This window comes from Micrococcus sp. FDAARGOS_333 (assembly GCF_002206575.2).
Classification (GTDB): domain Bacteria; phylum Actinomycetota; class Actinomycetes; order Actinomycetales; family Micrococcaceae; genus Micrococcus; species Micrococcus lylae.
Window position 1 is genome coordinate 971,974 of record NZ_NJFJ02000001.1, and the last position, 25,434, is coordinate 997,407.

22 protein-coding genes are annotated in these 25,434 nt (G+C 71.2%); 11 read left to right on the forward strand and 11 right to left on the reverse strand.

Annotated elements, in window-relative coordinates:
* Positions 1-17: 17 nt before the first annotated feature.
* The 3 genes from CEQ11_RS04340 to CEQ11_RS04350 all read right to left on the reverse strand — a co-directional run bounded on the left by CEQ11_RS04340 (position 18) and on the right by CEQ11_RS04350 (position 2,995).
* Positions 18-1,439, reverse strand: a complete 1,422-nt coding sequence (locus CEQ11_RS04340; protein WP_088477860.1) for a class II fumarate hydratase — start codon at positions 1,437-1,439, stop codon at positions 18-20.
* A 111-nt stretch (positions 1,440-1,550) separates the two neighbouring features.
* A complete protein-coding gene (locus CEQ11_RS04345; protein ID WP_067188121.1) occupies positions 1,551-2,198 on the reverse strand; it encodes a carbonic anhydrase in 648 nt (215 codons plus the stop codon).
* A 122-nt stretch (positions 2,199-2,320) separates the two neighbouring features.
* The gene (locus CEQ11_RS04350; protein ID WP_227718737.1) at positions 2,321-2,995 is read right to left on the reverse strand and encodes a DUF4245 domain-containing protein; all 675 of its coding nucleotides are present in this window, start codon (positions 2,993-2,995) and stop codon (positions 2,321-2,323) included.
* Between the two features lie 114 nt (positions 2,996-3,109).
* Between CEQ11_RS04350 and glpX the strand changes: the two genes are divergently transcribed.
* A complete protein-coding gene (gene glpX, locus CEQ11_RS04355; RefSeq protein WP_088477861.1) occupies positions 3,110-4,126 on the forward strand; it encodes a class II fructose-bisphosphatase in 1,017 nt (338 codons plus the stop codon).
* Between the two features lie 147 nt (positions 4,127-4,273).
* Here glpX and manA read toward each other — a convergent pair whose 3' ends face one another.
* The 4 genes from manA to CEQ11_RS04375 all read right to left on the reverse strand — a co-directional run bounded on the left by manA (position 4,274) and on the right by CEQ11_RS04375 (position 9,006).
* Complete coding sequence (gene manA / locus CEQ11_RS04360; protein ID WP_088478901.1) at positions 4,274-5,518, reverse strand: mannose-6-phosphate isomerase, class I; 1,245 nt, start codon at positions 5,516-5,518, stop codon at positions 4,274-4,276.
* A 74-nt stretch (positions 5,519-5,592) separates the two neighbouring features.
* Positions 5,593-7,215: an LCP family protein gene (locus CEQ11_RS04365; protein ID WP_227718738.1), complete on the reverse strand. Its 1,623-nt coding sequence runs from the start codon at positions 7,213-7,215 to the stop codon at positions 5,593-5,595.
* Positions 7,212-7,769 carry a 5-(carboxyamino)imidazole ribonucleotide mutase gene (purE, locus tag CEQ11_RS04370; RefSeq protein WP_088477862.1) on the reverse strand — a complete coding sequence of 186 codons (558 nt, stop codon included), beginning with the start codon at positions 7,767-7,769 and terminating at the stop codon, positions 7,212-7,214. The genes CEQ11_RS04365 and purE overlap by 4 nt, the downstream gene beginning before the upstream one ends.
* 1 nt (position 7,770) lies before the next feature.
* Positions 7,771-9,006, reverse strand: a complete 1,236-nt coding sequence (locus CEQ11_RS04375) for a 5-(carboxyamino)imidazole ribonucleotide synthase (RefSeq protein ID WP_088478903.1) — start codon at positions 9,004-9,006, stop codon at positions 7,771-7,773.
* 389 nt (positions 9,007-9,395) lie between these two features.
* Between CEQ11_RS04375 and CEQ11_RS04380 the strand changes: the two genes are divergently transcribed.
* The gene (locus CEQ11_RS04380; protein WP_088477863.1) at positions 9,396-10,007 is read left to right on the forward strand and encodes a GtrA family protein; all 612 of its coding nucleotides are present in this window, start codon (positions 9,396-9,398) and stop codon (positions 10,005-10,007) included.
* Positions 10,008-10,020: 13 nt separating this feature from the next.
* On the opposite strand, the gene CEQ11_RS12685 is transcribed toward CEQ11_RS04380, so the two are convergent.
* Entirely contained in the window at positions 10,021-10,728 is a 708-nt protein-coding gene (locus CEQ11_RS12685) for a hypothetical protein (protein ID WP_088477864.1), read from the reverse strand.
* Between the two features lie 218 nt (positions 10,729-10,946).
* Between CEQ11_RS12685 and CEQ11_RS13285 the strand changes: the two genes are divergently transcribed.
* Positions 10,947-11,510 (forward strand): WhiB family transcriptional regulator, encoded by a 564-nt coding sequence (locus CEQ11_RS13285; RefSeq protein WP_082739471.1) that lies wholly within the window; start codon positions 10,947-10,949, stop codon positions 11,508-11,510.
* A gap of 296 nt (positions 11,511-11,806) precedes the next feature.
* Positions 11,807-12,754 (forward strand): hypothetical protein, encoded by a 948-nt coding sequence (locus CEQ11_RS04395; RefSeq protein WP_227718739.1) that lies wholly within the window; start codon positions 11,807-11,809, stop codon positions 12,752-12,754.
* A 190-nt stretch (positions 12,755-12,944) separates the two neighbouring features.
* Here CEQ11_RS04395 and CEQ11_RS04400 read toward each other — a convergent pair whose 3' ends face one another.
* The gene (locus CEQ11_RS04400; RefSeq protein ID WP_127913454.1) at positions 12,945-13,460 is read right to left on the reverse strand and encodes a hypothetical protein; all 516 of its coding nucleotides are present in this window, start codon (positions 13,458-13,460) and stop codon (positions 12,945-12,947) included.
* A gap of 63 nt (positions 13,461-13,523) precedes the next feature.
* On the opposite strand from CEQ11_RS04400, the gene CEQ11_RS13290 reads away from it, so the two are divergent.
* Genes CEQ11_RS13290 through CEQ11_RS04415 form a run of 3 tightly spaced genes read left to right on the forward strand, consistent with a single transcriptional unit; the run spans position 13,524 to position 17,157 of the window.
* Positions 13,524-14,039, forward strand: coding sequence for a DUF3499 domain-containing protein (locus CEQ11_RS13290; RefSeq protein ID WP_255397839.1), 516 nt, complete (start codon positions 13,524-13,526; stop codon positions 14,037-14,039).
* Between the two features lie 48 nt (positions 14,040-14,087).
* Positions 14,088-15,641: an adenosylhomocysteinase gene (ahcY, locus tag CEQ11_RS04410; RefSeq protein WP_227718740.1), complete on the forward strand. Its 1,554-nt coding sequence runs from the start codon at positions 14,088-14,090 to the stop codon at positions 15,639-15,641.
* A gap of 37 nt (positions 15,642-15,678) precedes the next feature.
* Positions 15,679-17,157, forward strand: coding sequence for a TIGR01906 family membrane protein (locus tag CEQ11_RS04415; RefSeq protein ID WP_088477867.1), 1,479 nt, complete (start codon positions 15,679-15,681; stop codon positions 17,155-17,157).
* A 99-nt stretch (positions 17,158-17,256) separates the two neighbouring features.
* Here CEQ11_RS04415 and CEQ11_RS04420 read toward each other — a convergent pair whose 3' ends face one another.
* Together CEQ11_RS04420 and CEQ11_RS04425 are read right to left on the reverse strand one after the other, a co-directional pair.
* Positions 17,257-19,113: a long-chain fatty acid--CoA ligase gene (locus tag CEQ11_RS04420; protein WP_102957486.1), complete on the reverse strand. Its 1,857-nt coding sequence runs from the start codon at positions 19,111-19,113 to the stop codon at positions 17,257-17,259.
* Between the two features lie 60 nt (positions 19,114-19,173).
* Positions 19,174-20,805 carry a dolichyl-phosphate-mannose--protein mannosyltransferase gene (locus CEQ11_RS04425; protein WP_227718741.1) on the reverse strand — a complete coding sequence of 544 codons (1,632 nt, stop codon included), beginning with the start codon at positions 20,803-20,805 and terminating at the stop codon, positions 19,174-19,176.
* A gap of 112 nt (positions 20,806-20,917) precedes the next feature.
* On the opposite strand from CEQ11_RS04425, the gene CEQ11_RS04430 reads away from it, so the two are divergent.
* The 4 genes from CEQ11_RS04430 to CEQ11_RS04445 all read left to right on the forward strand — a co-directional run bounded on the left by CEQ11_RS04430 (position 20,918) and on the right by CEQ11_RS04445 (position 25,420).
* The gene (locus tag CEQ11_RS04430) at positions 20,918-21,805 is read left to right on the forward strand and encodes a glycosyltransferase family 2 protein (protein ID WP_193762982.1); all 888 of its coding nucleotides are present in this window, start codon (positions 20,918-20,920) and stop codon (positions 21,803-21,805) included.
* 4 nt (positions 21,806-21,809) lie between these two features.
* A complete protein-coding gene (gene rsmI, locus CEQ11_RS04435) occupies positions 21,810-22,661 on the forward strand; it encodes a 16S rRNA (cytidine(1402)-2'-O)-methyltransferase (protein WP_088477868.1) in 852 nt (283 codons plus the stop codon).
* Positions 22,662-22,857: 196 nt separating this feature from the next.
* Positions 22,858-24,339: an NAD-dependent succinate-semialdehyde dehydrogenase gene (locus tag CEQ11_RS04440; protein ID WP_088477869.1), complete on the forward strand. Its 1,482-nt coding sequence runs from the start codon at positions 22,858-22,860 to the stop codon at positions 24,337-24,339.
* A 103-nt stretch (positions 24,340-24,442) separates the two neighbouring features.
* The gene (locus CEQ11_RS04445; RefSeq protein ID WP_088478907.1) at positions 24,443-25,420 is read left to right on the forward strand and encodes a TatD family hydrolase; all 978 of its coding nucleotides are present in this window, start codon (positions 24,443-24,445) and stop codon (positions 25,418-25,420) included.
* The last annotated feature ends 14 nt before the right edge of the window (positions 25,421-25,434 follow it).

Below are 25,434 nucleotides of genomic sequence, written 5' to 3' on the forward strand. Positions count from 1 at the left end.
TCAGGCACAGGCCGGGATCACTCGCCCGGGTGGGTCATCGACATGGTGTCCAGCGCCTTGTCCAGCTGCTCCTCGGTGACCTCGCCGCGCTCCACGTAGCCGAGGTCGACGACGGCCTCGCGGACGGTCATCTTGTTGGCCACGGAGTGCTTGGCGATCGTGGCGGCGGCCTCGTAGCCGATCACCTTGTTCAGCGGGGTGACGATGGACGGGGAGGCACCGGCCAGGAAGGTGCAGCGCTCCTCGTTGGCGGTCAGGCCGTCGATCATCTTGTCCGCCATCACGCGGGAGGTGTTGGCGAGCAGGCGGATCGACTCGAGCAGGTTGGCGGCCATCACCGGGATGCCGACGTTCAGCTCGAAGGCGCCGTTGGTGGAGGACAGGGCCACGGTGGTGTCATTGCCGATCACCTGGGCGCACACCATGATGGCGGCCTCACAGATCACCGGGTTGACCTTGCCCGGCATGATCGAGGAGCCCGGCTGAAGGTCCGGGATGGCGATCTCGCCGAGGCCGGTGTTCGGGCCGGAGCCCATCCAGCGCAGGTCGTTGTTGATCTTCATGATCGAGTAGGCGATGGTGCGCAGCTGACCGGAGGCCTCCACGAGGCCGTCGCGGTTGGCCTGGGCCTCGAAGTGGTCGCGGGCCTCGGTGATCGGCAGACCGGTCTCCTCGGCGAGCAGCTCGATCACACGGGCGGAGAAGCCCTTCGGGGTGTTGATGCCGGTGCCGACGGCGGTGCCGCCGAGCGGGACCTCGGCCACCCGGGGCAGGGAGGCCTCGACGCGCTCGATGCCGTAGCGGATCTGCGCGGCGTAGCCGCCGAACTCCTGGCCCAGGGTCACCGGGGTGGCGTCCATCAGGTGGGTGCGGCCGGACTTCACGATGCCCTTGAACTCCTCCGCCTTCTTCTCCAGGGAGGCGGCGAGGTGCTCGAAGGCCGGGATCAGGTCGTTGATCAGGGCGCCGGTCACGGCGACGTGCACGGAGGTGGGGAACACGTCGTTGGAGGACTGGGAGGCGTTCACGTGGTCGTTCGGGTGGACCTCCTCCTCGGAGCCGGCCTCCTTCAGGGTGCGGGTCGCGAGGGTGGCGAGCACCTCGTTGGTGTTCATGTTCGACGAGGTGCCGGATCCGGTCTGGAACACGTCGATCGGGTAGTGGTCGTCATGGGCGCCCGAGATGACCTCGTCGGCGGCCTTCACGATCGCGTCCGCACGCTCCTGGGAGATGATGCCCAGCTCCGCGTTCGCCTTCGCCGCGGCCTTCTTGATCTGCGCGAGGGCGTGGATGTGGGCCGGCTCCAGGGTCTTGCCGGAGATCGGGAAGTTCTCCACGGCACGCTGGGTCTGGGCACGGTAGAGGGCGTCCACCGGGACCTTCACCTCGCCCATCGTGTCGTGCTCGATGCGGTACTGCTGCTCGTTCTGTGCGCTCATGTGACCGAGTCTAGTCCGCCCGGGCGGGGCGGGAGAGGGGCGTGGGACTGTTGCGCTCCGATCGCTGCGGCGCAGGTGCACGGCGGCCTCATGCCGGCCGGCACGCGGAGATCAGTCGATGTCGCCGAGCACCCGTCCGAGGGTGGTCTCGCCGTCCGCCAGCGAGTAGGTCAGACCGATGACCGCGGTGCGGCCGTCGCGCACGGCGCGGTAGAGGTGGCGGGAGGACTCCACGAGCCGGTCGCAGGTCTGGTCCACGTGCTCGGCCACGGTGCCGTCCACGTCCGTGATGCCCTTGCGCTGTGCGGCGAGCACGGACGGGGTGATGCGCTCGACCAGGGAGCGGATGAAGCCCGGGGGCATCCGGCCGGTCTCATAGGACTCCACCGCGGCGGTGACGGCGCCGCAGGAGTCGTGGCCCAGGACCACCACGAGCGGGATGTCCAGCACGTCCACGGAGTACTCGAGGGAGCCGAGCACGGCGTCGTCGATCACCTGGCCGGCCGTGCGGATCACGAACACGTCGCCCAGACCCACGTCGAAGATGATCTCCGCGGCGAGCCGGGAGTCCGCGCAGCCGAAGATCACGGCCTTCGGGTGCTGTCCGGACGTCAGCGAGGAGCGGTACTCGGCGCCCTGGTTCGGGTGGCCGGGGGTGCCGGCCACGAAGCGGTCGTTGCCCGCCTCGAGCATCCGGTAGACCTCGCCGGGCGTCAGCCGCGGCTCGGAGGGGGACTGCGGGGTCGGAGTGCTGGCCATGGGGATCCTTCCGTGCGGGCCGCGGCGTCGGGCGGCGCCGTCCGAGGCCTATGGTGCCACGGCCGGACCGGCGGCCGTGCCCGTCCGGCGTCATGTCTATCAGCGGACCGCCGTGAGGTCCGTCACCGGGCCGCCGCGGTCACGGACTCGGCGAGCTCGCGCATCACGGACTCTTCGCCGGTGACGGTGAGCACCACGGTGGTGCCGTCCACCTCGCCGACCCAGAACAGGTCCTTGCCCTCCGGGTCGTGCGGGGTCCAGGAGACGCCTCCGACATCCACGGGGTCGCCGGCCGGGGACTGCTTCACGCGCATGGCGGTCCAGGTGGGGTTGGCCTCGGCGGCCTGCTCCAGGCCGGCGAACACGTCGTCCGACACCACCCAGCCGACGTCCCACGAGGAGACGCCGTCCCGGGTGGTCCAGCGGGCGTAGTTGGAGGTCCACCCCTCCGGAACGTCCGGGGCGACGGCGGGGACGCCCTCGGCGGCGCGGATCTGCTCGGCCGTCTCGGCCACGTCGATGCGGTCCTGGCGCTCCGGGGCCGGCGGAGGCGGGGCCAGCAGCAGGAAGGCGGCCACCACGGCCATGAGGAAAAGGGTGGACAGCAGCATGGCCACGGAGCTGGAGGTCGCCCGCTTGGCCTGCTTCTCCGTCAGCACCGGACGCGGCGCCGCCTGGAGGTCGGCCTCCGAGGAGTTTGCGGGCGCCGCGGCGCGGCCGCCGTCCGGCCCTGCACCGCCTGCGGGCGCGGTGCGGGCGGGGTCGGTCACGTCGGGATGGTTCTCGCTCGAGCTCACCCGTGCATTCTGCCACCCCGGGCACGGCAGGCCCGTAGGATGGAGGCGGGGCAGAGTGGCCCCGGCGCCGACCCGCGAGCAGGACCGGCGCACCGCGATCTGGATCGGAGAGACATGGGCACCGCGTCCACGCAGAACACCGGGTACGAGAACCACGTGCCGGACCGCAACCTCGCCATGGAGCTGGTGCGGGTGACCGAGGCCGCGGCGATCGCGGCCAGCCCCTGGGTCGGCTACGGGGACAAGAACAAGGCCGACGGCGCCGCCGTGGATGCGATGCGCTCCTTCATGGACACCGTCAACATGGACGGCGTGGTGGTGATCGGCGAGGGCGAGAAGGACGAGGCGCCCATGCTGTTCAACGGTGAGAAGGTCGGCGACGGCACCGGTGCCCCGGTGGACGTGGCCGTGGATCCGATCGACGGCACCCGCCTGACCGCCATGGGCTACAACAACGCCCTCTCCGTCTTCGCCGTGGCCGAGCGCGGCACCATGTTCGACCCGTCCGCCGTGTTCTACATGGACAAGCTCGTGGTGGGCCCGGAGGCCGCCGACTTCGTGGACATGCGCCTGCCGGTGAAGCAGAACGTGAACCTCGTGGCCAAGGCCCTGGACAAGCCGGTCTCCCAGGTGACCGTGTGCGTGCTGGACCGTCCCCGCCACGATGAGCTGGTCACACAGATCCGCGAGGCCGGCGCACGGGTGAAGTTCATCCTGGACGGCGACGTCGCCGGCGCGATCGCCGCCGCCCGTCCGGGCACCGGCGTGGACATGATGATGGGCATCGGCGGCACCCCGGAGGGCATCGTCACCGCCTGCGCCATCAAGGCCACCGGCGGCGTCATCCAGGGCCGGCTGGCCCCCACCGACGACGCGGAGAAGCAGAAGGCGATCGACGCCGGCCTCGACCTCGACGCCGTGCTGACCACCGAAGAGCTCGTGACCTCCGAGCACTGCTACTTCGCCGCCACCGGCATCACCGACGGCGACCTGCTGCGCGGCGTCCGCTTCCAGGACGGCCGCGTGCACACCCAGTCGATCGTGATGCGCTCCAAGTCCGGCACCGTCCGGACCGTGGACGCCGAGCACGACGTGGCCAAGTGGTCCAAGTGGCTGCAGAACGCCCGCTGATCCACATCTGAACGGCTCCGCCGGCCGGATCACGACGACGGCCCGGTCCCCTTCGTGGGGACCGGGCCGTTGGTCTGTACGCACCCCGCCACGGACGGAGGCGGGCAGTGTGGGCGAGGGCGCGGGCCGTCGTCGGGAGGGAAGAGGTCAGTCGGCCGGCATCGACACGACGTAGACCGTGGTGTTCTCACCGTCGCCGGAGCGCACCTCGAACGGGGAGGCGGCGGTCTGTTCGGCGGAGAGGAACACGGCCTCGCCGGGGGCGAGCGTGGTGCGTTCATCCCCGCAGCAGACCTCGGCGGTGCCCTTGGTGCCGACGGCGATGGCCGGGCCGTGCAGGACGGCGGGGGCAGGGGCGTCGGCCCCCTCGGCGGTGAGCTGGGTGAGGGCGAACTCCTCGAACGGCGGGCGGTAGCGCACGGTGCCCTGGCCCACCGGTTCCGGGTTCGTGTAGGGGACCGGCAGCGGGTCGAAGGTGACGATGCGGGTCAGCTCCGCGACGTCCACGTGCTTCGGAGTCAGGCCGCCGCGCAGGACGTTGTCCGAGGCGGCCATGATCTCCACACCCAGGCCGTGCAGGTAGGCGTGCACGTTGCCGGCCGACAGGTGCACGGCCTGACCCGGCATCAGGTCCACACGGTTCAGCAGCAGGGTGACGAGCACACCCGGGTCGTCCGGGAAGTGCTCGGCGGCCTCGAGGGCGGTGACGATGGCGTCGTCGTGCAGGATCAGGTCCTGCATGCCCTGAAGAGCGTCCACGAGTTCGGCGGTGCCGCCGCGGGACCAGATCGACTCGGGGTCGAGGATCTCGGCGAACGCGCCGGTCACGTCCCCGTCGGCGAGCAGCACGGCCAGGTGGCGGGCGGCCAGAGCCACCTCGGTGGCGTTGCCGTCCGCGTACTCCGTCATCACCTGGGCGATGCGCTCGAACGTCAGCTGCGACTCCTCCGGACGGCGGAAGCCGCACAGCGCGGAGAACGGCGTCAGCGCCACGACCATCTCGGGCTTGTGATTGTCGTCCTTGTAGTTGCGCTCCGGGGCGTCGAGGGCCGTGCCGGCCGCCTCCTCGGCCGCGAAGCCCTCCCGGGCCTGCTCGAGGGTCGGATGCGCCTGGATGGACAGCGGGCGTCCTGCCGCCAGCAGCTTCATCAGGTACGGCAGGCGGCCGAAGCGGGCCGCCTCGCCCAGATGGCGCTCCGGGTCCTGGGCGATCAGACGGTCCAGGGTCACCCGCTCGCCTGCACCCGCCTCGACCTCGGACGGGGCCGCCGGGTGGGCGCCCAGCCACATCTCCGCCTCGGGTGCGCCCGAGGGCTCGCGACCCTGGAGGGCGGCGAGCAGGGTGGTGGAGCCCCAGGCGTAGTCACGGATGGGGGAGTGCAGTCGAAGCATGGTCCCCAGGGTAGTCGAGGCCGCGTCGGGGGTCTCCGTGGCCGCCGGGGCGCCGTCCGGGCGACCCGGAGCGGTCAGCGGCCGGGGGCACACAGGTGGTTGGTCGAGGAGGCGTGGAGGAGCGCCTTCTCGAGGCCCGCGTCCTCCCACTGCATGAGGGTCTCCTCGGTGATCTCCATCCCCTCGTAGTCAGTGGGGGCGGCGGGCCAGGTGTCCGGGTCGTCCTCGTCCAGCTCCGGGGCCACGGAGGGCTCCGGGGCGGTGCCGGTGAGCAGCGGCAGGGCGGCGCCGGCCGGAGACTGTGTCTCGGCGCCGGGCACCACAGGAGTGCCGTCCTCCTCCATCATCTGCCCCACACGCTCATGGATCTGATCGAAGTCCGGGAAGGTGGAGAACTTGTCTCCGGCGTCGCCGAAGTCCGGGGCGCCGAGGGTGAGGCGCTTCATCTTCTTGCTCCGCGCCTTCTCGCCCAGGTCCACGAAGGTGCCGAGCTGGGACTGCGGCAGGTTCGTCTCCACGATCTGTTCGCCGGCGTCCATGATCTCCTCGAAACGGGCGAGGACGGTGCGGGGGGAGAACTGCTGGAGCATCGCCTGCTGCATGCACTGCTGGCGGCGGATGCGGGAGTAATCGGTGGAGAATTTTCGGGAGCGGGCGAAGGCCAGGGCGTTCTTGCCGTCCAGTTCGTGCGTGCCCGGTGCCCACCAGGCGTTGCCCCACTGGCCGTCCGGGCGCTCGCCGCGGTGTGTGACCCAGCCGCCGGAGGTCAGGGTGATGCCGCCCATCGCGTCGATCAGCTGGGAGAAGCCGCCCATGTCCACGAGCACGTAGCCGGACATGTCCAGGCCCAGGATTCCGCCGGCGGCGTCCACCATCGCCTCGGCGCCGGGGTCCTCGGCGCCGGGGTAGAGGTCGCTGTGATTGTTCGTGACGTCCACGTAGAGGGCGTTGATGATGCACTCGTCGCCGCAGTTGTAGCCGTCCGGGTAGACGTCCCAGAGCGGCGAGTCCTCGGTGAACCGGGCGTTCTGGAAGTTGCGGGGGATGGAGAACAGCATGGTGGCGCCGGTCCGTGCGTTGATGGAGACCACGTGGATCGAGTCCGGGCGCAGCCCGACGCGGCCCTCGCCGGCGTCGCCGCCCATCACCAGGAAGTTGTAGCGGCCGTCCTGGGAGGGGACCTTCGGGCCGTCGCCGAAGATCTTGCCGATCGAGGTGCGGCCGGCGTTCGTCAGGTAGGCGCCGTACGTCAGGCCGCCGGTGGTGACGACCAGCGCGAGGATCGTGGTGGCCACCGTCAGGATCTTCGCACCGGGGGCGAGCTGGCTCACCTTGAGCAGGCGGAACGTGTCCACCCAGAGCACCAGCCAGCCGAGGGCCAGGACCAGCAGCACCACGGCGAGGACGCCGAGGACCACGGGGTTCGCCAGCATGTTCAGCAGCCAGCCGCGGGCCACGACGGAGATCAGCAGGCAGACCAGCAGGGCCGCCCAGACCGTCATCGTCACGCGCAGTGCCGCACGCCCCAGCCGCCGGTTGCCGGCCACCACCTGGGCGCCGCCCGGGACCAGCAACGTCAGCAGCAGGAGGATCGCGGAGCGCTTCGTGCGCTCCGGGGCGGTGGCCGTGCGGGGGTCGCGGACCGGGTCGCGGTCTGACGCGAGGGTCTCGGGCTGGTCGGTCAGCTGCGCGTTCACGAGCCGGTCGCCACCTCGTCATGCAGGCGGGCGCCCTTCGCCTGTGCCTGGGCCTTCAGGTCCGCGGCGAAGGCCACCAGCCGCTCGCGCAGGGCGGCGGCCTCCTCGCCCTCGCCGGCCCCCAGCATGCGGGCGGCCAGCAGGCCTGCGTTCTTGGCGCCGTCCACGGACACCGTGGCCACCGGGACCCCTGCGGGCATCTGCACGATCGACAGCAGGGAGTCCAGGCCGTCCAGGTTCTTCAGGCGCACCGGCACGCCGATCACCGGCAGCGGTGTGACGGAGGCGAGCATGCCCGGCAGGTGGGCGGCGCCTCCGGCACCGGCGATGATCACACGAATGCCGCGCTCGTGCGCGGTCGCGCCGAACTCGACCATCTCATGGGGCATGCGATGGGCGGAGACCACGCCGACCTCCACCGGGACACCCAGCTCGCCGAGCACGTCCGCGGCGGCGCGCATCACGGGCCAGTCCGAGTCCGATCCCATTACCACGGCCACCTGGGCGGGGGTGTCCTGCAGGGGACGGGTGTAGCTGTTCTCGGCGGCGGTCATCTCAGGCCTCCTGTGCTGCAACGGTCGAGGGGGCGGAAGGGGTGCCGGCGGTCGGGGATCCGCCGTCACGGATGCGGGCGACGGCCGCCTCGGCGGCCTCCACGGCGTGCGGCAGGTCCGCGGCGGTGCGGACGACCACGTTCACGTGGCCGAGCTTGCGGCCCGGGAGGACGCCCTTGCCGTACAGGTGCACCTTGGCCTCCGGGAAGGAGCCCAGCGCGTGGGGCACCTCGGCATACAGGTCCTCGTTGGCGCCGCCGAGCAGGTTCTTCATCACCACGGCCTCGCCGTGGAGGGAGACGTCCCCCAGCGGCAGGTCCAGGACCGCGCGCACATGCTGCTCGAACTGGCTGGTGACGGCGCCGTCCATGGACCAGTGGCCGGAGTTGTGCGGGCGCATCGCCAGCTCGTTGACCTGGAAGCCGTCTGCGCCCTCGCCGGTCTGGAACATCTCCACGGCCAGCATGCCGGTCACGCCGAGTCGCTCGGCGATGGTCCTGGCGGCGGAGGCGGCGGCATCGGCCAGCTCTTCGGAGAGGTCCTGGGCCGGGGCGGTGACCAGGTCGCAGACGCCGTTCGTCTGCACCGAGTCCACCACCGGGTAGGACCTCAGCTCGCCGGAGGGCGTGCGGGCGACCTGGGCGGAGAGTTCGCGGGTGAAGGGGACGAACTCCTCGGCCAGCAGCGGGGCGATGCCGGCGCCGAGCCAGGTGCCCAGGGTCCCGTCCGCGGCGGAGGAGCGGACGTCCTCGGCGGAGTCGAGCCTGAGCACGCCCTTGCCGTCGTAGCCGCCGCGCGGGGTCTTCAGGATCATCGGCCAGCCGTGCTCGGCGCCGAACGCGAGGACCTCGTCCACGTCCGAGACCGGGGCCCAGGCCGGGTTCGGCAGGCCGAGCTCCTCGATCGCGGCGCGCATGGCCAGCTTGTCCTGCGCGTACTGCAGGGCGACCGGCCCGGGGCGCACGGCGACGCCCTCCTGCTCGAGGGCGCGCAGGTGCTCGGTGGGGACGTGCTCATGGTCGAACGTGATCACGTCGACTGTCCGGGCGAAGGCGCGCAACGCCTCCAGGTCCGCGTGGTCGCCCACCGTGTGCGGGGCCACCTGGGCGGCGGAGGCGTCGGGAGCCTCGGCCAGGACGCTGAAACGGACGCCGAGTTCGGCGGCCGGGCCGGCCATCATCCGCGCCAGCTGGCCGCCGCCGATCACACCGAGTCGAGGAGAAGTCGGAGAAGTCACCACCCCAGGCTAGCGGCGTCGGCTGGGAATCCGATCACAGCGACGGGGTCTGCTCCGGGTGTCCGGGACGGGCGGGACGGGCGGCACGGACGGAAGACCGGCGGCCGTCGTCGTGACCCGGGGCGCGGTGCCGCGTGAGCGGCGCCGCATGTTGTCTGCAGATGTGCTGGGAGTCTGCCCCCATGAAGGACAGGTCATGCCCGCGCAGGTCCTGCGACGGCTTACACTCGTCCACACGCCCGCGTCCGAACGGCCCTGCGCCGGACCGGCCAGAGCCCTGGCGGTGAGCGGGTGCGACGCGGAAGGAGCGTCGCCGGCCGAGGACCGACTCCGCCGACGGACACGCCCCACCGCGGAACACTGCTGTCGACCTGAGGACCCCTCTTTCCATGCTGACGAACCTGTGGCGCCGCTTCACCGGCCTCGTGTCCCTGCTCTGGCGCGAGGTCGCCAAGTTCGGCACGGTCGGCGCCGCCGCCTTCGTTGTGGACTCCGCCGTCTTCCTCTGGATGATGTCCGGCCCCCTGGAGGGCTCCAACGTCAAGGCCAAGATCGTGGCCGGCGTGGTCGCCACCCTGTTCAGCTGGGTGGCCAACCGCTTCTGGACCTTCCGCCACCGCCGCCAGAACAACGTGGTGCGTGAGCTCGTGATGTTCCTGATCATGAACGCGATCGGCCTCGGCATCCAGGCCGGCTGTGTGTTCATCGCGCAGTACGGCATGGGCCTGACGGACAGGACCAGCCTGTTCATCGCCGGCAACGTGGTGGGCCTGTTCTTCGGCACCGTCTTCCGCTACTTCGCCTACCGCTTCTGGGTGTTCCGCGAGGAGCTGGACACCGAGCCCGGCTACGAGCGCGACATCGCCGTCATCACCGGCCAGATGCCGTATGTGACCCAGCAGCCCGAGGACGTCCCGGCCCCGACCGCCGAGAACCCGCACGCCGTGGAGCGGGACCCCTCGCGGGCGACCGCGAACCGCCCCCAGCGTCCAGCGGCCTGAGCGGCGGGGCGGCTCAGGCCGAGAAGCCGGCCTCGCGGGCCGCGGCGGCGAGGTCGCCGGCGCAGACCACCACGGCTCGGCCCTCGTCCCAGGCCTGCAGGGCGGCGGCCAGGTGACGGGCCTGGAGCGGGCCGCGGGCCAGCACGGCAGCGCCGGGCACGTGCAGGACGTCCTCGGCCTCGGCGGCGGGGTCCGCGAGGGACGTCGCAGCGGGCACCCGGGGTGTGTCCGCGAAGCGGTCGGCCTCGCCGAGCAGAGCCTCGGCCATGTCCACGTCCGCGGCGGACACCTCGTCCGGGTGCGCGCGCACGGGGGAGAGGTCGCGTGGCAGGGCCAGGCGCAGCCCGAGCGCACCGGCCGGCACCGGAGTGGCGGCGTCCTCGGCGACGACGGCGTCCACGTCCTCCGGGGCCTGGCCGTCGGAGCCGGTGAAGGCCGGCTCCACGCCGGCGCAGACGGCGCCGAAGGCGACCGCCAGGGACATCCAGTGCACGGGCAGGTCCAGGCGGAGGCGGGTGCCGTCGTCGAGGTCCTCGGCGGCGCAGAGCGCGGCCGTCTTGGCGGCCCACGTCATCAGCACCGACCCGGAGACCTCGATGCGGGCGTCCACACCGGAGTCCGCGTCGGCCGATCCCGGAAGATGGATCAGCACCGGCCGGGCGGTGGCCTCCAGCCGATGGGCGAGCGGGGCGTTCGAATCGGGGCGTGACAAGGCGACCATGTGGCCAGTGTGGCATGTCCGGAAGGGTCTGCCACAGGGGTTCGGAGGTGCTGGTCGAAGCCCGGCCCCGGCTTGACGAACGGGGAGTTACACCGGTGTAATTGTGGACGTCGAGAGGCGATCCGGCCGGGTGTTCCCGGTGTCGATGCCGGCATGCAGATGCCGTGTGGTGGTCGCCCGCCAACCACACACGTGCAAGCCTCCGGGAGGGTCCTGTCATGGAGAACACGCAACGAGTCGAGGACGTCCGGCGCAGCGTCTCTGCGCCCGCCGCGTCCCCCGACCGGAGCGTCCCCGCTGACTGGTTCATCGACCCGGCGGATCCGCACGCCGGCCGGTGGCAGGAGGCCTCGCTCGAGGACCAGGCAACCGCGTTCCTCACCGCCCACGGGCTGGACGAGGACGGCGAGGACGCGCAGCAGGGGCAGGAGCCGCAGGCCGGCACCGTCACTGCGCTGTTCCCGACTTCCGCCCCGCAGCAGCCGAAGGGCGCCCCGTCCCTGAAGGACGACCCGTGGCAGGTGCTGCCGCTGGCCATGGAGCCGGCCGAGATCGAGGGCGAGCTCGCCTGGCAGGTGGACGCCCTGTGCGCGCAGACCGACCCGGAGGCGTTCTTCCCGGAGAAGGGCGGCTCCACCCGTGACGCGAAGAAGGTCTGCGGTGCGTGCCCGGTACGCCAGGAGTGCCTGGACTACGCGATGGCCAACGACGAGCGCTTCGGCATCTGGGGCGGCCTGTCCGAGCGCGAGCGCCGCCGGCTGCGGAAGATGCAGCAGGGCTGATCTCTGCCCCTCAGCTCCCCTTTGCGTTTTGGGGATACAACACGGTGTTGAGATCGAAGAACGTGACCGTGTCTGTTCCTCACTCTCGTCGCGCCGGTGCCGGGGGCCACGCTCATCATGGGGTCGGGTCCTCCACAGCCGACCGATCCTCCACAGCCGACCGATCGCCGGGATCCATCCACAGATGAGGCTGCACCCGAGGCGCAGCGGCCTGCCTGCCCGCCACTGTGTGGAGCATGGGCAGTTTTCCACGACCTCTTGACGCTGGCCTCCCGGCGATCATCACCAGCCGTGACGTGCGGGCGTCCGGGCTCAGCCCCGAACGGCTGCGTGCACAGGACCTCGACCATCTGGACCACGGGATCTACCTGCGCCGGGATGCGACTCTTCGCAGCTGGCAGAGCCTGGGGCTGCCGGAGCCTGGGCACCAGACCCTTCCAGACTTCCTGGCGGCCCTGCTCACTCTCCATCCTTCGGGGGTGCTCTCCCATGAGACTGCGGCGCACCTGCACGGGATCCCGATGCCCCATGCTCCGTGGCTCCACCGAGACCCGAGCGGCTACCGGACCAGCGACCTTCCGCCCGTCCACATCACCCTGCCGAAGGGCACGAAGCGGATCCGCCGCAGTGGTGTGGTGGACCACCGGCGGAAGCTGGATCCTCTGCACGTCACCGAGGTCCACGGACTGCGGGTCACCACGCTCGAGCGCACGTGGCTGGACCTCTGCGCGCTCGGCTACCCGTGGTTGCTGGACGACCTCGTGGCGGCCGGAGACCACCTGGTGAAGCATCCCTGGCATCCGGGCAGACGTCTGCCTCCGCTCAGCACCGTGGAGCAGATCAGGCAGGCGGTCGATCAGGTGGGACAGTTCAAGGGGAAGCGTCTTGCCAAGGACGCCCTGGAACTCGTGCGAGTCGGTGCCGATGCTCCGCCGGAGACGAAGCTGCGGCTCGCCCTCCTCCGCGCAGGCCTTCCCGAACCCGAACTGCAGTGTCCGATCGACCCGGACGATGCGGACTCCCCGGAGGCCGACCTCGGCTACGAGGACTGCAGGCTCGCCATGCAGTACGAAGGCGCCGGACACCGCACGGCCGAGCAGCAGACGCGTGATGTTCGGCGTGACCGGTACGCCGCCGAGAGGGGATGGCGGACGCTCAAGGCCAACGTGGACGATCAGCGCGAGGGCTTCCGATCGTTTATCCGGCAGGTGCGGCGGCATCGGGAGGAGTGGGGGAAGACGTGAGGGCTTCGGTCGAACCCGCGCGCAGGAGAGGCCACGGCATCTCTCCGGCCCGGCATCTCTCAAACCACGTGAAAGTGAGGGGCAGACACGGTCACGTACTTCGATCTCAACACCGTGTTGTATCCCCAAAGTGGTCCCCCACAAGTGGTCTCCCCACAACACAAGGGCCCAGCTCAGAGGCTGCCCCAACTCAGAGGCTGCCCCAGCCCGGGTCGAGCTGCTCCGGGTCCCGGCCGATCTCCTCCGCGCACCGGGCCAGCACGGTCGCGTACACCGCCGTGTCCAGCTCGTCCGACTCCACGGCCGAGAGGATGGGCCGCTCATGCAGGGTCACCACCAGTGTGCCGTCGCCGCGCCGTCCCACGCTCGCCCACAGCCGCTCCGGCCCGGGCGGCATCCCCGCCCTCAACTCCCGCAGCAGCCCGTCCGCGTGGTCCGGGATCCGCTGCACCCGCACCACCATCCCGATCAGCGCCGGCTCGCCGAGCCCGCCGATCTTCTCCACGGCCTTCTCCACCGCCGTCTCCAGCCGGTCCTGCCGGGTCCGCCGCGCCCGTCGTCCCAGCGGCAGCGGGTGGCGCAGCCCGCGTCCGTGCCGGTCCCGGGACCTCCACGGCACGCCGCCGACCGCACCGTCCCCACCGGCTGCAGACTCCTCCCCCGGGTGCGCGGAGAACTCGAGCGGCGCGAACGGCGAATCGGACATGGCCACAGGTTAGGTCATCCGCGCCGCGCCCGATCCCGAGTAGGGTGGTGCGCCGTGGGAGCCATGCGTCGATGCAGCAAGACGGGGTGCCAGCGGAACGCGCTGGCCACCCTGACGTACAACTATGCCGACTCGGCGATGGTCATCGGCCCGCTCTCGCGCCGCGCCGAGCCGCACACCTATGACCTCTGCGGCGAGCACGCCGCGGCCATGACGGCCCCGAAAGGCTGGGAGATCCTGCGTCTGGAGCTGCCCGAGCGCTACGAGCCGGTCCCGGGTCCGGACGACCTGCTCGCGGTCGCCAACGCGCTGCGCCCGCAGCGCACCGCCCGGCCGCTCACGCCCACGGCGTCCTCGGCCGTCCCGCCGCGCGGTCAGGACCAGCAGGAGACCCACGACGACGGCCCCGCCCCCTCCGCCACGTCCGTCACCGATGCCGCCCCGTCCCGGCCTGTCGCGTCCCGGCCCACGGCGGACGGCGAGCAGGCTCCGCGCCCCTCGCTGGGCGGCCCGGACGGTCCGGCCCGTCCCGGCCGTGGCGGGCTGCGTGTGATCCGCGGCTCAGAGGAGACCGACTGAGTCCGCGCCCCGCGCGTTCACAGGCGCCTCGGACGTAGGCTGGTCCGTATGACTGAGACCACCGCTGCCACGCCCGACGTCGACCCGCAGTACTCCAACCGCACCACCGTGCCCGGTGCGGATTTCGACTTCGTGGTCCGTGACCTCGCGCTCGCCGAGGCAGGCCGCCACCAGATCCGCCTGGCCGAGCACGAGATGCCGGGCCTGATGGCCCTGCGCGAGGAGTACGGCGAGTCCCAGCCGCTGGCCGGAGCCCGCATTGCAGGCTCCCTGCACATGACCGTGCAGACCGCCGTGCTCATCGAGACCCTGACCGCTCTGGGCGCCGAGGTCCGTTGGGCCTCCTGCAACATCTTCTCCACTCAGGACGAGGCCGCGGCGGCCGTCGTGGTCGGCTCCGGCACCCCCGAGGCCCCCGCCGGCGTGCCGGTGTTCGCCTGGAAGAACGAGTCTGTGGAGGACTACTGGTGGACCGCCTCCCAGATCCTGACCTGGCCGGGGGCCGCGGAGGACCCGCAGCTGGGCCCGAACGTGATCCTGGACGACGGCGGCGACGCCACCCTGCTGCTCCACAAGGGCGTGGAGTTCGAGGCCGCCGGTGCCGTGCCGTCCGCCGCGGAGGACGACCCGGAGGAGTACCGGATCATCCTCCAGACCCTGCGCCGTCGCCTGGCGGAGGACCCGCAGCACTGGACCCGCACCGCGAAGACGGTCCGCGGCGTGTCCGAGGAGACCACCACCGGTGTGCTGCGCCTGTACCAGCTGGCCCAGGACGGGCGGCTGCTGTTCCCGGCCATCAACGTCAACGACTCGGTCACCAAGTCCAAGTTCGACAACAAGTACGGCATCCGCCACTCCCTGCCGGACGGCATCATGCGTGCCACGGATGTGCTGATCGGCGGCAAGGTGGCCGTGGTCTGCGGCTACGGCGACGTGGGCAAGGGCGCCGCCGAGGCCCTGCGCGGCCAGGGTGCCCGTGTGATCGTCACCGAGATCGACCCGATCTGCGCGCTGCAGGCCGCCATGGACGGCTTCCAGGTGGCCCGCCTCGAGGATGTGGTGTCCGCCGGTGACATCTTCATCACCACCACCGGCGGCAAGGACATCATCATGGCCGAGCACATGACGGCGATGAAGGACAAGGCGATCGTCGGCAACGTGGGCCACTTCGACAACGAGATCGACATGGCCGGCCTCCACCGCCTGCCGAACACGGCCAAGACGGAGATCAAGCCGCAGGTGCATGAGTGGACCTTCGACGCCGGCTCGGACGCTGAGCGTTCGATCATCGTGCTCTCCGAGGGCCGTCTGCTGAACCTGGGCAACGCCACCGGCCACCCGAGCTTCGTGATGTCCGCGTCCTTCACCAACCAGGTGATGGCGCAGATCGAGCTGTTCGGCGGCTCCGCCGGCACCGGCGCCCTGACCGGCGACCATTACGAGAAGCAGGTGTACACCCTGCCGAAGATCCTGGACGAGAAGGTCGCGCGCCTGCACCTGGACGCCCTGGGCGTGGGCCTGACCGAGCTGACCAAGGTCCAGGCCGAGTACCTCGGCGTGGACGTGGCCGGTCCGTACAAGGCCGACCACTACCGTTACTGAGCCCCCGACCGCTTCCACTTCCCCAGGAGGGATCCCCATGAGCTCCACCGCATCCGGCGGCCGTCGGCCGTTCGGCAAGAAGGAGGGCGAGCAGACCGCCGAGTCCTCCGAGTTCGAGTCCGGCCTGGACTACGGCGCCTTCATCGAGGACGACGCGGACCAGGACCCGAACCGCACCGTGGCCCTGCCGCGGGAGGACCACGACGACGGCTCGGTCGCCTCCGGCGGCGACCGCACCGACCGCTCGGCGTCCGGTGACGAGGAGACCGTGGCCCTGCCGCGGGAGGGCGCCTCCGGCGAGGAGAACGAGACCATGGTGCTGTCCCGCGAGGGCCGCGAGGACCGTTCCGGGTGGGCCGACGAGGAGGACCACCAGTCCACGGCGTCCCTGAGCCGTGAGGACATCGACGAGCTGCGCCGGCAGGACACCGCGGACCGCGCCGCCGGCGAGCGTGACGTGGTGGCCACCCGTCCGGTGGCGGCCTCGGCCCCGGTCCCGCCGGAGGGTGGCTCCGGCTACCCGACCGGGGTCATGGACGCCGTGGACGAGCGCCGGGACGGCCGTGACGTCCACGCTGAGCGTGACGTCCGTGCCGAGCGGACGGAGCGTCCGTGGGCGACCTCCACTGACCGTGACGAGCCGTACTCGCAGGACCAGCTGGCCGAGCGCGGCGCCTACGACCGCGGGGGCGCGCACGCCCCGATGGCCGTCGCCGGCGCCGGGGGCGTGGCCACCCAGGCGTTCTCCCGCACCCAGCGTGACCCGGACGGCCGCCTGCCCGGCGCAGGGCCGCGCATCGCGCAGACGCTGCTGGCGATCCTCGCCCCGATCGTGCTGCTGATCGGCGTGGTCCGCCTGGTGGCCTCGCCGGTGTTCCTGTGGCTGGAGTACCACCGCCCGGGCTTCCCGGAGGACCAGTACGGCTTCTCCCTCCAGGACCGTCTGCACTACGGCTCGGCTGGCCTCGACTTCCTGTTCAACGCCGCCGGCGCCCGCTACCTGCACCAGCTGCAGGCGGACGGAGACCCGGTGTTCACCGAGGCGGAGGTCGCGCACATGGTGGACGTCAAGGTGGTCATGCTGGTCACCATGGCCGTGGGCGTCGTCCTGGCGGTCGTCTGCGCCCTGCTGATCGCCTACCTGGTGAAGAACTCCCCGGGCGGCGTGCGCCGTGCCCTGTTCGCGGGGGCGCTGTGGTTCATCGTGGCCGTGCTGGTGCTCGCCGTGCTCGGCGTCCTCGGCTGGGAGGGCCTGTTCGCCGGCTTCCACCAGCTGTTCTTCGCAGACGGGACGTGGACCTTCGCGGCCAACGACGGCCTCATCCGCCTGTACCCGGGCCAGTTCTGGATCGACGCGGCGATCGCCATCGCCCTGGTCTCGCTGCTGGTCGCCGTGGTCACGCTGATCGTCACGGCCCCGACCCGTCGCCGCCGCGAGGCCGCCTGGGACCGTCGCCTGCAGATGGAGGCCACCCGCGGCCGCTGGTACCGCGAGGACAACGCGGAGGTCGGCTGACCTTTCGACGCCGTCCACCCCGCGCCGGCCGGCAGCCGGCCCCGCACACGATCAGGCCCCGCACCGAGACGATCGGTGCGGGGCCCGCTTCTTTCTGCATCAGGCCTTCTTGCGCGGGCCGTAGAGGGCCTCCACGTCCGCCTTGAAGTCCTCCATCACGGTGCTGCGCTTGAGCTTCATGGACTGGGTCACGTGGCCGGAGTCTTCGGACAGCTCGTGGTCCAGGATCACGAACCTGCGGATGGACTCGGCGCGGGAGACGCCCTCGTTGATCCGGTCCACAGCCTCCTGGACGGCGGCACGGACCTGCTCGTCCTGGGCGGCCTCGGACATGCTCATCTCGCCGCGGCCGTTGTCCTTGCACCACTCGGCCAGGGCCTCGGAGTCCAGGGTGACGAGGGCACCCACATAGGGGCGGTTCTCACCCACCACCACCACGTGGTTGACCAGGCGATCTCGGCGCAGCCCCTCCTCCATGGGGGTGGGGTAGACGTTCTTGCCGCCGGCGGTGACGATGAGCTCCTTCTTGCGGCCCACGATGGACAGGTAGCCGTCCTCGTCGAGCGTGCCGAGGTCACCGGTGAGGAAGTAGCCGTCGTCGTCGAAGCATTCGGCGGTGGCCTGATCGTTCTCCCAGTAGCCCTTGAACACGATGGGCCCCTTGATGAGCACCTCGGAGTCCTCGGAGATGCGCACGGTGGTGCCGGCCACGGGCAGGCCCACCGTGCCCATGCGCATGGCGGTGGGGATGTTCACGGTGGCCGGTGCGGTGGTCTCGGTGAGGCCGTAGCCCTCCATGATCGGCAGGCCGGCGCCGCGGAAGAAGTGTGCCAGCTCCGGGTCCAGGGCGGAGGCGCCGGACACCGAGTACTCCACAGCCCCGCCGAGGGCCGCGCGCAGCTTGGAGAACACGAGACGGTCGAACACGGCGCGCTTGGCCCTCAGCGCCAGGGACGGCCCGGGGCCCGTGCCGCGTGCGGCGTCCTCCTGGGCCTGCGAATAGGCGATCGCGGTGGCGCGGGCGGCGTCGAAGACCTTCCCCTGCCCGGCGTTCTTTGCCTTGGTGGCCACACCGGCCTCCAGCTTCTCGAACACGCGGGGCACGGCCAACAGCCAGTTCGGGCGGAAGGTGGCCAGGTCCCGGGTGAGCGTGCCCATGGAGGGGGTGTGGGCGATCTGGATGCGGCCGACGAGGCAGATGACCTGCACGGCATGGGCCAGCACATGGGCCAACGGCAGGAACATCAGCGTGCGGGAGTTGTGCCCGGAGTCCTTCCAGGCCACGACCTCATAGGCGAACGCCAGCACGTTCAGGCCCCCCGCCGCGAAGTTGCGGTGGGTGATCATGGCGCCCTTGGGCTTGCCGGTGGTCCCGGAGGTGTAGACCAGCGAGGCGACGTCGTCGAGGTCCGCAGCGGAACGGGCGGCCTCCAGGGTCGCGTCGTCCACGTCCGTGACGCCGGTGGCGAGCTCGTCCAGGCCGGCGCCGGAGAGCTGGAAGGTGGAGACCTCCAGGCCGCCGTCCAGGGCGGCGCGCTGGGTGGTCTTCTCGTGCGAGGCGGTGCCGCAGGCGACCAGCGTGGTCCCGGAGTCGGAGAGGATGTGCTCGACTTGGTGGGCGGAGGAGGTCTCGTAGATCGGCACGGAGATCGCGCCGGCGAACCAGATCGCCTGGTCCAGGACGGCCCACTCGTAGCTGGTGGGGGCGAAGATCGCCACGCGGTCGCCCGGCTCCACACCCCGGGCGATGAGGCCGCGTGCGACGCTGCGGACCTGGTCCAGGAAGGCGGAGAAGCTCACGTCCAGCCAGCCGCCGGCGCCGTTGGGCACCGCGTACACGGGGGCGTGGGGGGCCTCGGCTTGGGAGGACAGGACGAGGTCCGTGATGTTGCTGTCCTCCGGCAGGTCGGCGGCGAGGGCAGTCGAGGTCTCGGTCAGGCTAGTGGGCTTCTGCACAGGTACAGAGCCTACAGACACCCGGAGCGATCTGCGTAGCAGGGGCGGCCTCGGAGGGGCTCAGATCCAGCTGGCGAACCACATGCGCCAGCGCCAGTGCTCGTAGGGGAGGACCTCGCCGGTCCAGAGGGGCAGGAAGAACACGGAGACGGCGAGCACCAGGAGCGTGTACGCGACGATGAGCAGGGTGCCGCCCCGCCGTCCGAGCCGGCCGCCGGGACGCAGCAGCACAGACAGCATCAGGACCACCATGAGCACCAGGAACGGCTCGTAGGCCACCGTGTAGAAGAAGAACATGGTGCGCTCCGGCCACAGGAACCAGACCACCTGGCCGGCGAGATACGCCCCCAGCAGGGCGCCGGCGCGCCAGTCCCGCCGCGCGATCCAGAGCCACAGGCTCACCAGCACGGCCACCAGACCGGACCACCAGAGGAGGGGGTTGGCGATGTCCGTGATGGCGGAGGAGCACGTGACGTCCATGCCGATGCAGGGCCCCTCGCCCGGATCGCCGCCTTCGTAGAAGTAGCTGACGGGCCGTCCCATGAAGGGCCACGTCCAGGGGCTGGAGGCGTAGTCGTGGGGACTGGTGAGGCCCTCGTGGAAGTTCGTGGACTCCTGGTGGTAGTGGATGAGCGAGCGCAGCGCGTCCGGCAGCAGGCGCTCCCACCAGGCGCTCGGCGGGTTCTCTGCGCCCCACTGGCGGTAGTAGCCGTCCGAGCTGAGGAACCACCCGGTCCAGGACGCCAGGTAGACGGCCAGGCCGCCGCCCACCACCGCGAGGAATGCACCCAGGCCGTCGTGGGTGACGCCGGCGCGCAGCCAGTGGCGGATGCCGGCGGTGCGGCGGGCCTGCATGTCCCAGAGCACCGTCATCAGCCCGAACACGGCCATGAACGCCAGGCCGGAGAGCTTCACGGCGCAGCCGGCGCCGAGCAGCAGGCCGGCCGCCAGCCGCCACGGACGCCAGCCCAGCAGCGGGCCGGAGGCGAGGAGCCGTCGTCGGCAGTCATGGTCCCCCGCCGCGCCGAGCGAGGAGGCGAGGCGGCGCGCCAGCTGTGCGCGGCCGTCGTCGCGGTCCTTGAGCAGGGCCCAGAAGGCGGCGACCACGAAGAAGGAGAGGAAGATGTCCAGCAGCCCGATGCGGGACAGGATCAGGTGGTGGCCCTCGGTGGCCAGCAGGACGCCGGCCAGCGCGCCCAGGGTGAGGGAACGGAACAGGCGGCGGCCGATCAGCACCGTCAGCAGCACGGAGAGCGTGCCGGCCAGGGCCGCGGCCGAGCGCCAGCCGTAGCCGTTGTCCATGCCGAACACCAGCATGCCGAGGCCGATCAGCCACTTGCCCAGCGGTGGATGCACCACATAGGCCGGGTCCGGGTCCGGGGTGGCGGTGCCCTCGGCGAAGGCGTCGTTCACGTCGTCCGGCCAGGAGCGCTCATAGCCGAAGTGGAGCAGGGACCAGGCGTCCTTGGGGTAGTAGGTCTCGTCGAAGACCAGCCGGTCCGGGAAGTCCAGGGCCGTGAACCGCATGATGCCCGCGGCCAGCGCGATGAGCAGCGGGACGACCCAGTCCCATGCCGTCACCACCGCCGTCGGCACGCCGAGGCGGGCGCGCAGCGCTGCCTCGGAGAACGGGTCGCCGGCGCGCGTGCCGGTCAGGGCACGGGAGGGCGGGGCGACGGAGGTTCGGGGCACCCTGCCATGCTACGGGGGCCGGGTCGGTGTGGCGGCCTTCGGGCAGTGGCGGGCCGTGAGACGCTGGGGGACAGGATTTCGACGTCGTGAGGACCCGCGCGTGGACGTGTCAGTGATCATCCCCATGTACAACGCAGGAGCGCTCATCCATGAGCAGCTCGACGCGCTCGCGGCCCAGAAGACCGACCTCCAGTGGGAGGTGATCGTCGGGGACAACCGATCCACGGACGGCAGCCCAGACGCCGTGCGGTCGCGGGCAGCGGACTTTCCGGTGTCGCTGAAGGTGGCCGAGGCCTTCCGCGTGGCGGGCGCGAGCCACGCCCGGAACGCCGCGGCCGCGCTGGCCACCGGCACGGTGCTGGCGATGTGCGACGCCGACGACCGTGTGGCCGTGGACTGGGTACAGCAGGCCTTCGAGGCTGTGGCGGCGGGGTCCCCGATGGTGGCGGGAAAGAATCGACGGCTGGAGGATCCCTTCCGTGCCGACAGTGAGGTGCTGAACCCGGGCATCCTCCATGGCCGCGGCGCACAGAGCTGCAATGCTGCGATGCTCCGTTCGGTCTTCCTCGACGTCGGCGGGTTCGACGAATCGCTGCCGCCCTACGGGGTCGAGGATTCGGATCTGTCTGCACGCGTGCTGGCCAGCGGCCGGCGCATCGCCCCTGCCCCGGGCATGGAGGTGTACTTCCGCGAGACTGCGGGCATCCGGACCAAGATGAAGAAGATCTACTCGTCCGGGCAGGCGGAAGCAGTTCTCTTGGCGCGCGCTCACCATGCCCACGGGTCGGAGCTCACCTCGACCATGCTGCTGCGCGATCTGGCCAAGCTTCCCAAGGACGCCGTCACGGTGGCCCGGAGTGCGGGCCCGCGAACGCTGCCCAAGTGGCTGATGAGGCACGCCACGGTGCGCGCTGGCAGACTGACCGGCCTCCACCTGTGGGTGAAGAGCGGACGCGCTGGGGAGCCCGTGTATCCGTTCTTGGCAGAGCGTGAGGGATGAGGGCATGACCGGACAACTGATCCTCGCGGCCACGCCGATCGGGAACCTCGGCGACGCCACCGACCGGCTGCGCGAGGTGCTCGCCACCGCGGACGTGGTGGCGGCGGAGGACACCCGCATGGCCAGGCAGCTGTGCCGGAAGCTCGGCGTGACGCCGGCCGGGCGGCTCATGGCGCACCACGAGCACAACGAGGCCGCCTCCGCCCAGGGGCTGCTGGCTCTGGTGCGGGATGGGGCCACCGTGGCCGTGGTGACCGACGCCGGCATGCCGACCGTCTCCGATCCGGGCCACCGGCTGGTGGCCGCCGCCGCGGCCGAGGGGCTGGCCGTGACCTGCGCGCCGGGAGCCAGTGCCGTGACGACGGCGCTGGCCCTGTCCGGGCTCCCGACAGACCGCTTCGCCTTCGACGGCTTCGTCCCGCGCAAGGCGGGGGAGCGGACCCGCGCCTTCGAGCAGATCCGCGCCGAGCAGCGGACCGTGGTGTTCTTCGAGTCCCCGCAGCGGATCACGGCGGCGCTGGAGTCCCTCGTGGAGGTGCTGGGAGCGGACCGCCCCGCGTGTGTGGCCCGGGAGCTGACGAAGCTGCACGAGCAGATCGTCCGCGGCACCGCCGACGAGCTGCTGGCCTGGGCCCGTGAGCGGGAGGTGGGCGAGGGCATCAGGGGCGAGATCGTGCTGGTCGTCGGACCCGGCGGCGAGGCAGAGGGGACGAGCCTGCAGGAGCTGGTGGCCGTCGTCGAGCAGAGGGTTGCCGACGGCGAGCGGATGAAGCAGGCCGCCGCCCAGGTGGCGGCCGCCCACGGAGTGCGCAAGAACGAGCTGTACGACGCGGTGCTGGCGGCCCGGAGGCGCTGAGACCGCTGGATTCCGCCTGACGGGACCGGACGGTGGTCAGGCATGGGGTAGGGATGCTCCGATCAGTAGGATTCGAGTCAGAGGTCCGCGGGGCCGCGGGTGCGGGAATGCGAGCGCCACGGCAGCCCGTTGGACCTGACAGGCAAGCGGCCGCCGCTGCAGGCGAGCCGACGACCCCGTGTGAGAGAGGTGCACCATGACCGTGACCGCCGAACGTGAGAAGACCCTGCTCGAGTCCGTCCCTAAGGGTCTGCTGATCGACGGGGAGTGGCGTGACGCCTCCTCCGGCACGACCTTCGATGTCAAGGATCCGGCCACCGGCGAGGTCCTCGCCTCCCTGCAGGACGGCGGCTCGGACGATGCCAAGGCCGCCTTCGACGCCGCCTGCGCCGCGCAGAAGGACTGGGCCCGCACCCCGGCCAAGGAACGGGCGGACATCCTGCGCCGCGCCTACGACATGATCAACGAGCGCGCCGAGGACTTCGCGCTGCTGATGACCCTCGAGATGGGCAAGCCCCTGGCCGAGGCCCGCGGCGAGGTCACCTACGGCAACGGGTTCCTGCGCTGGTTCTCCGAGGAGGCCGTGCGCCACTACGGCCGCACGATGAACGCCCCCGAGGGCACCCTGAAGATGCAGGTGAACCACAAGCCGGTCGGCCCCTGCCTGCTGATCACCCCCTGGAACTTCCCGCTGGCCATGGCCACCCGCAAGGTCGGCCCCGCCGTCGCCGCCGGCTGCACCATGGTGCTCAAGGCCGCCAAGCTCACCCCGCTGACCACCCAGCTGTTCGCGCAGGTCATGCAGGAGGCCGGCCTGCCCAAGGGCGTGCTCAACGTGGTCTCCGGCTCTTCCGCCTCCGCGATCTCCGGGCCCATCCTCGAGGACCCGCGCCTGCGCAAGGTCTCCTTCACCGGCTCCACCCCGGTGGGTGTGAAGCTGATGCAGGACGCCGCCAAGAACGTGCTGCGCACCTCCATGGAGCTCGGCGGCAACGCTCCGCTGATCGTGTTCGAGGACGCCGACCTCGACGCCGCGGTGGAGGGCGCCTTCGCCGCCAAGATGCGCAACATGGGCGAGGCCTGCACCGCCGCCAACCGCTTCCTCGTCCACGAGGACGTGGCCGAGGAGTTCACGAAGAAGTTCGTGGCCAGGCTCGAGGCCCTCAAGCCGCTGCGCGGCACCGACCCGGACTCCACCCTCGGCCCGATCGTGGACGAGGGCGCCCGCGATGACATCCACGCACTCGTCACCGAGGCCGTGGAAGCCGGCGGCGAGGTGCTCACCGGCGGCCAGAAGGTCGACGGCCCGGGCTACTTCTACCAGCCCACCGCACTCAAGGTGGACAAGGGCAACCCGATCCTGAAGCAGGAGATCTTCGGCCCCGTGGCCCCGATCCTCACCTTCTCCACCGAGGAGGAGGCCATCGAGATGGCCAACGACACCGAGTACGGCCTGGCGTCCTACCTCTTCACCCAGGACTACGCCCGCATGTACCGGGTCTCGGAGCAGATCGAGTTCGGCCTGGTGGGCTACAACGCCGGCGTGATCTCCAACCCGGCGGCCCCGTTCGGCGGCGTCAAGCAGTCCGGACTCGGCCGCGAGGGCGGCGCCGAGGGCATCGAGGAGTACACCACCGTCCAGTTCATCGGCATCGCCGACCCGTACGCAGGCAAGTGATGCGCTGACCGGCTGCGCTGATGCGCCGACCCGCCGCACAGCAACCGAGACCGCGGCCCCCGGAGGAGACTCCGGGGGCCGCGGCCGTCCTAGAGTGGGCCGCATGCCCACTGAACTGAGCCCCGACCACGCCGAGCCGCCCTCGGTCCCCGAGGCCTACCTGCCCCGGCAGGACGGAGCCCCGGCCGGCGACGGTCCCCGCCGCGACGAGAAGGACGAGAAGACAGGCCGGAAGCGCCGCCTCGAGTATCCACCCGCGCCGGAGCCGCTGCCGGTGCCCGTGGTGGACAACCACACCCACCTGGACTTCCGCGACGGCCTGGTGACCGTCACGCCGTCACAGGCGATGGACGCGGCCGAGGCCGTGGGCGTCCGCGGTGCCGTGCAGGTGGGCTGCGATGTGGACTCGGCCCGCTTCACCGTCGAGTCCATCGAAGCGGACCCGCGGCTGCTCGGCGCCGTGGCCATCCACCCGAACGACGCCGCACGGCACGCCGAACGCGGGTCCCTGGACGAGGCGCTCGCCGAGATCGAACGCCTCGCGGCACACCCGCGGGTCCGCGCCGTGGGGGAGACCGGCCTGGACTACTTCCGCACACGCGATGAGGCCGGTCATGCCGTCCAGCAGGAGTCCTTCCGCTGGCACATCCGGCTCGCCCGCACCCTGGGCAAGGCACTGCAGATCCATGACCGCGACGCCCACGACGACGTCGTCCGCATCCTGCTGGAGGAGCAGGGCGCAGGGGGGCTCCCGGAGAAGGTCGTGTTCCACTGCTTCTCCGGTGGGGTCGACCTGGCACGCATCTGCAACGAACACGGCTGGCACATGTCCTTCGCCGGCCCGGTGACGTTCAAGGCCAACGACGCCCTGCGCGAAGCCCTCCTCGAGGCCCGCGAGGACCTGCTGCTCGTCGAGACCGACGCGCCCTTCCTGACGCCGCACCCGTACCGGGGGCGCCCCAACGCCCCCTACCTGGTGCCGTACACCCTGCGGCACATGGCGCAGGTGCGCGGGACGGACGTGGACGACCTCGCCCGTGCGATCGACGCGAACACGACGGCGGTGTACGGCGAGTTCTGACGGATCACGGCTGC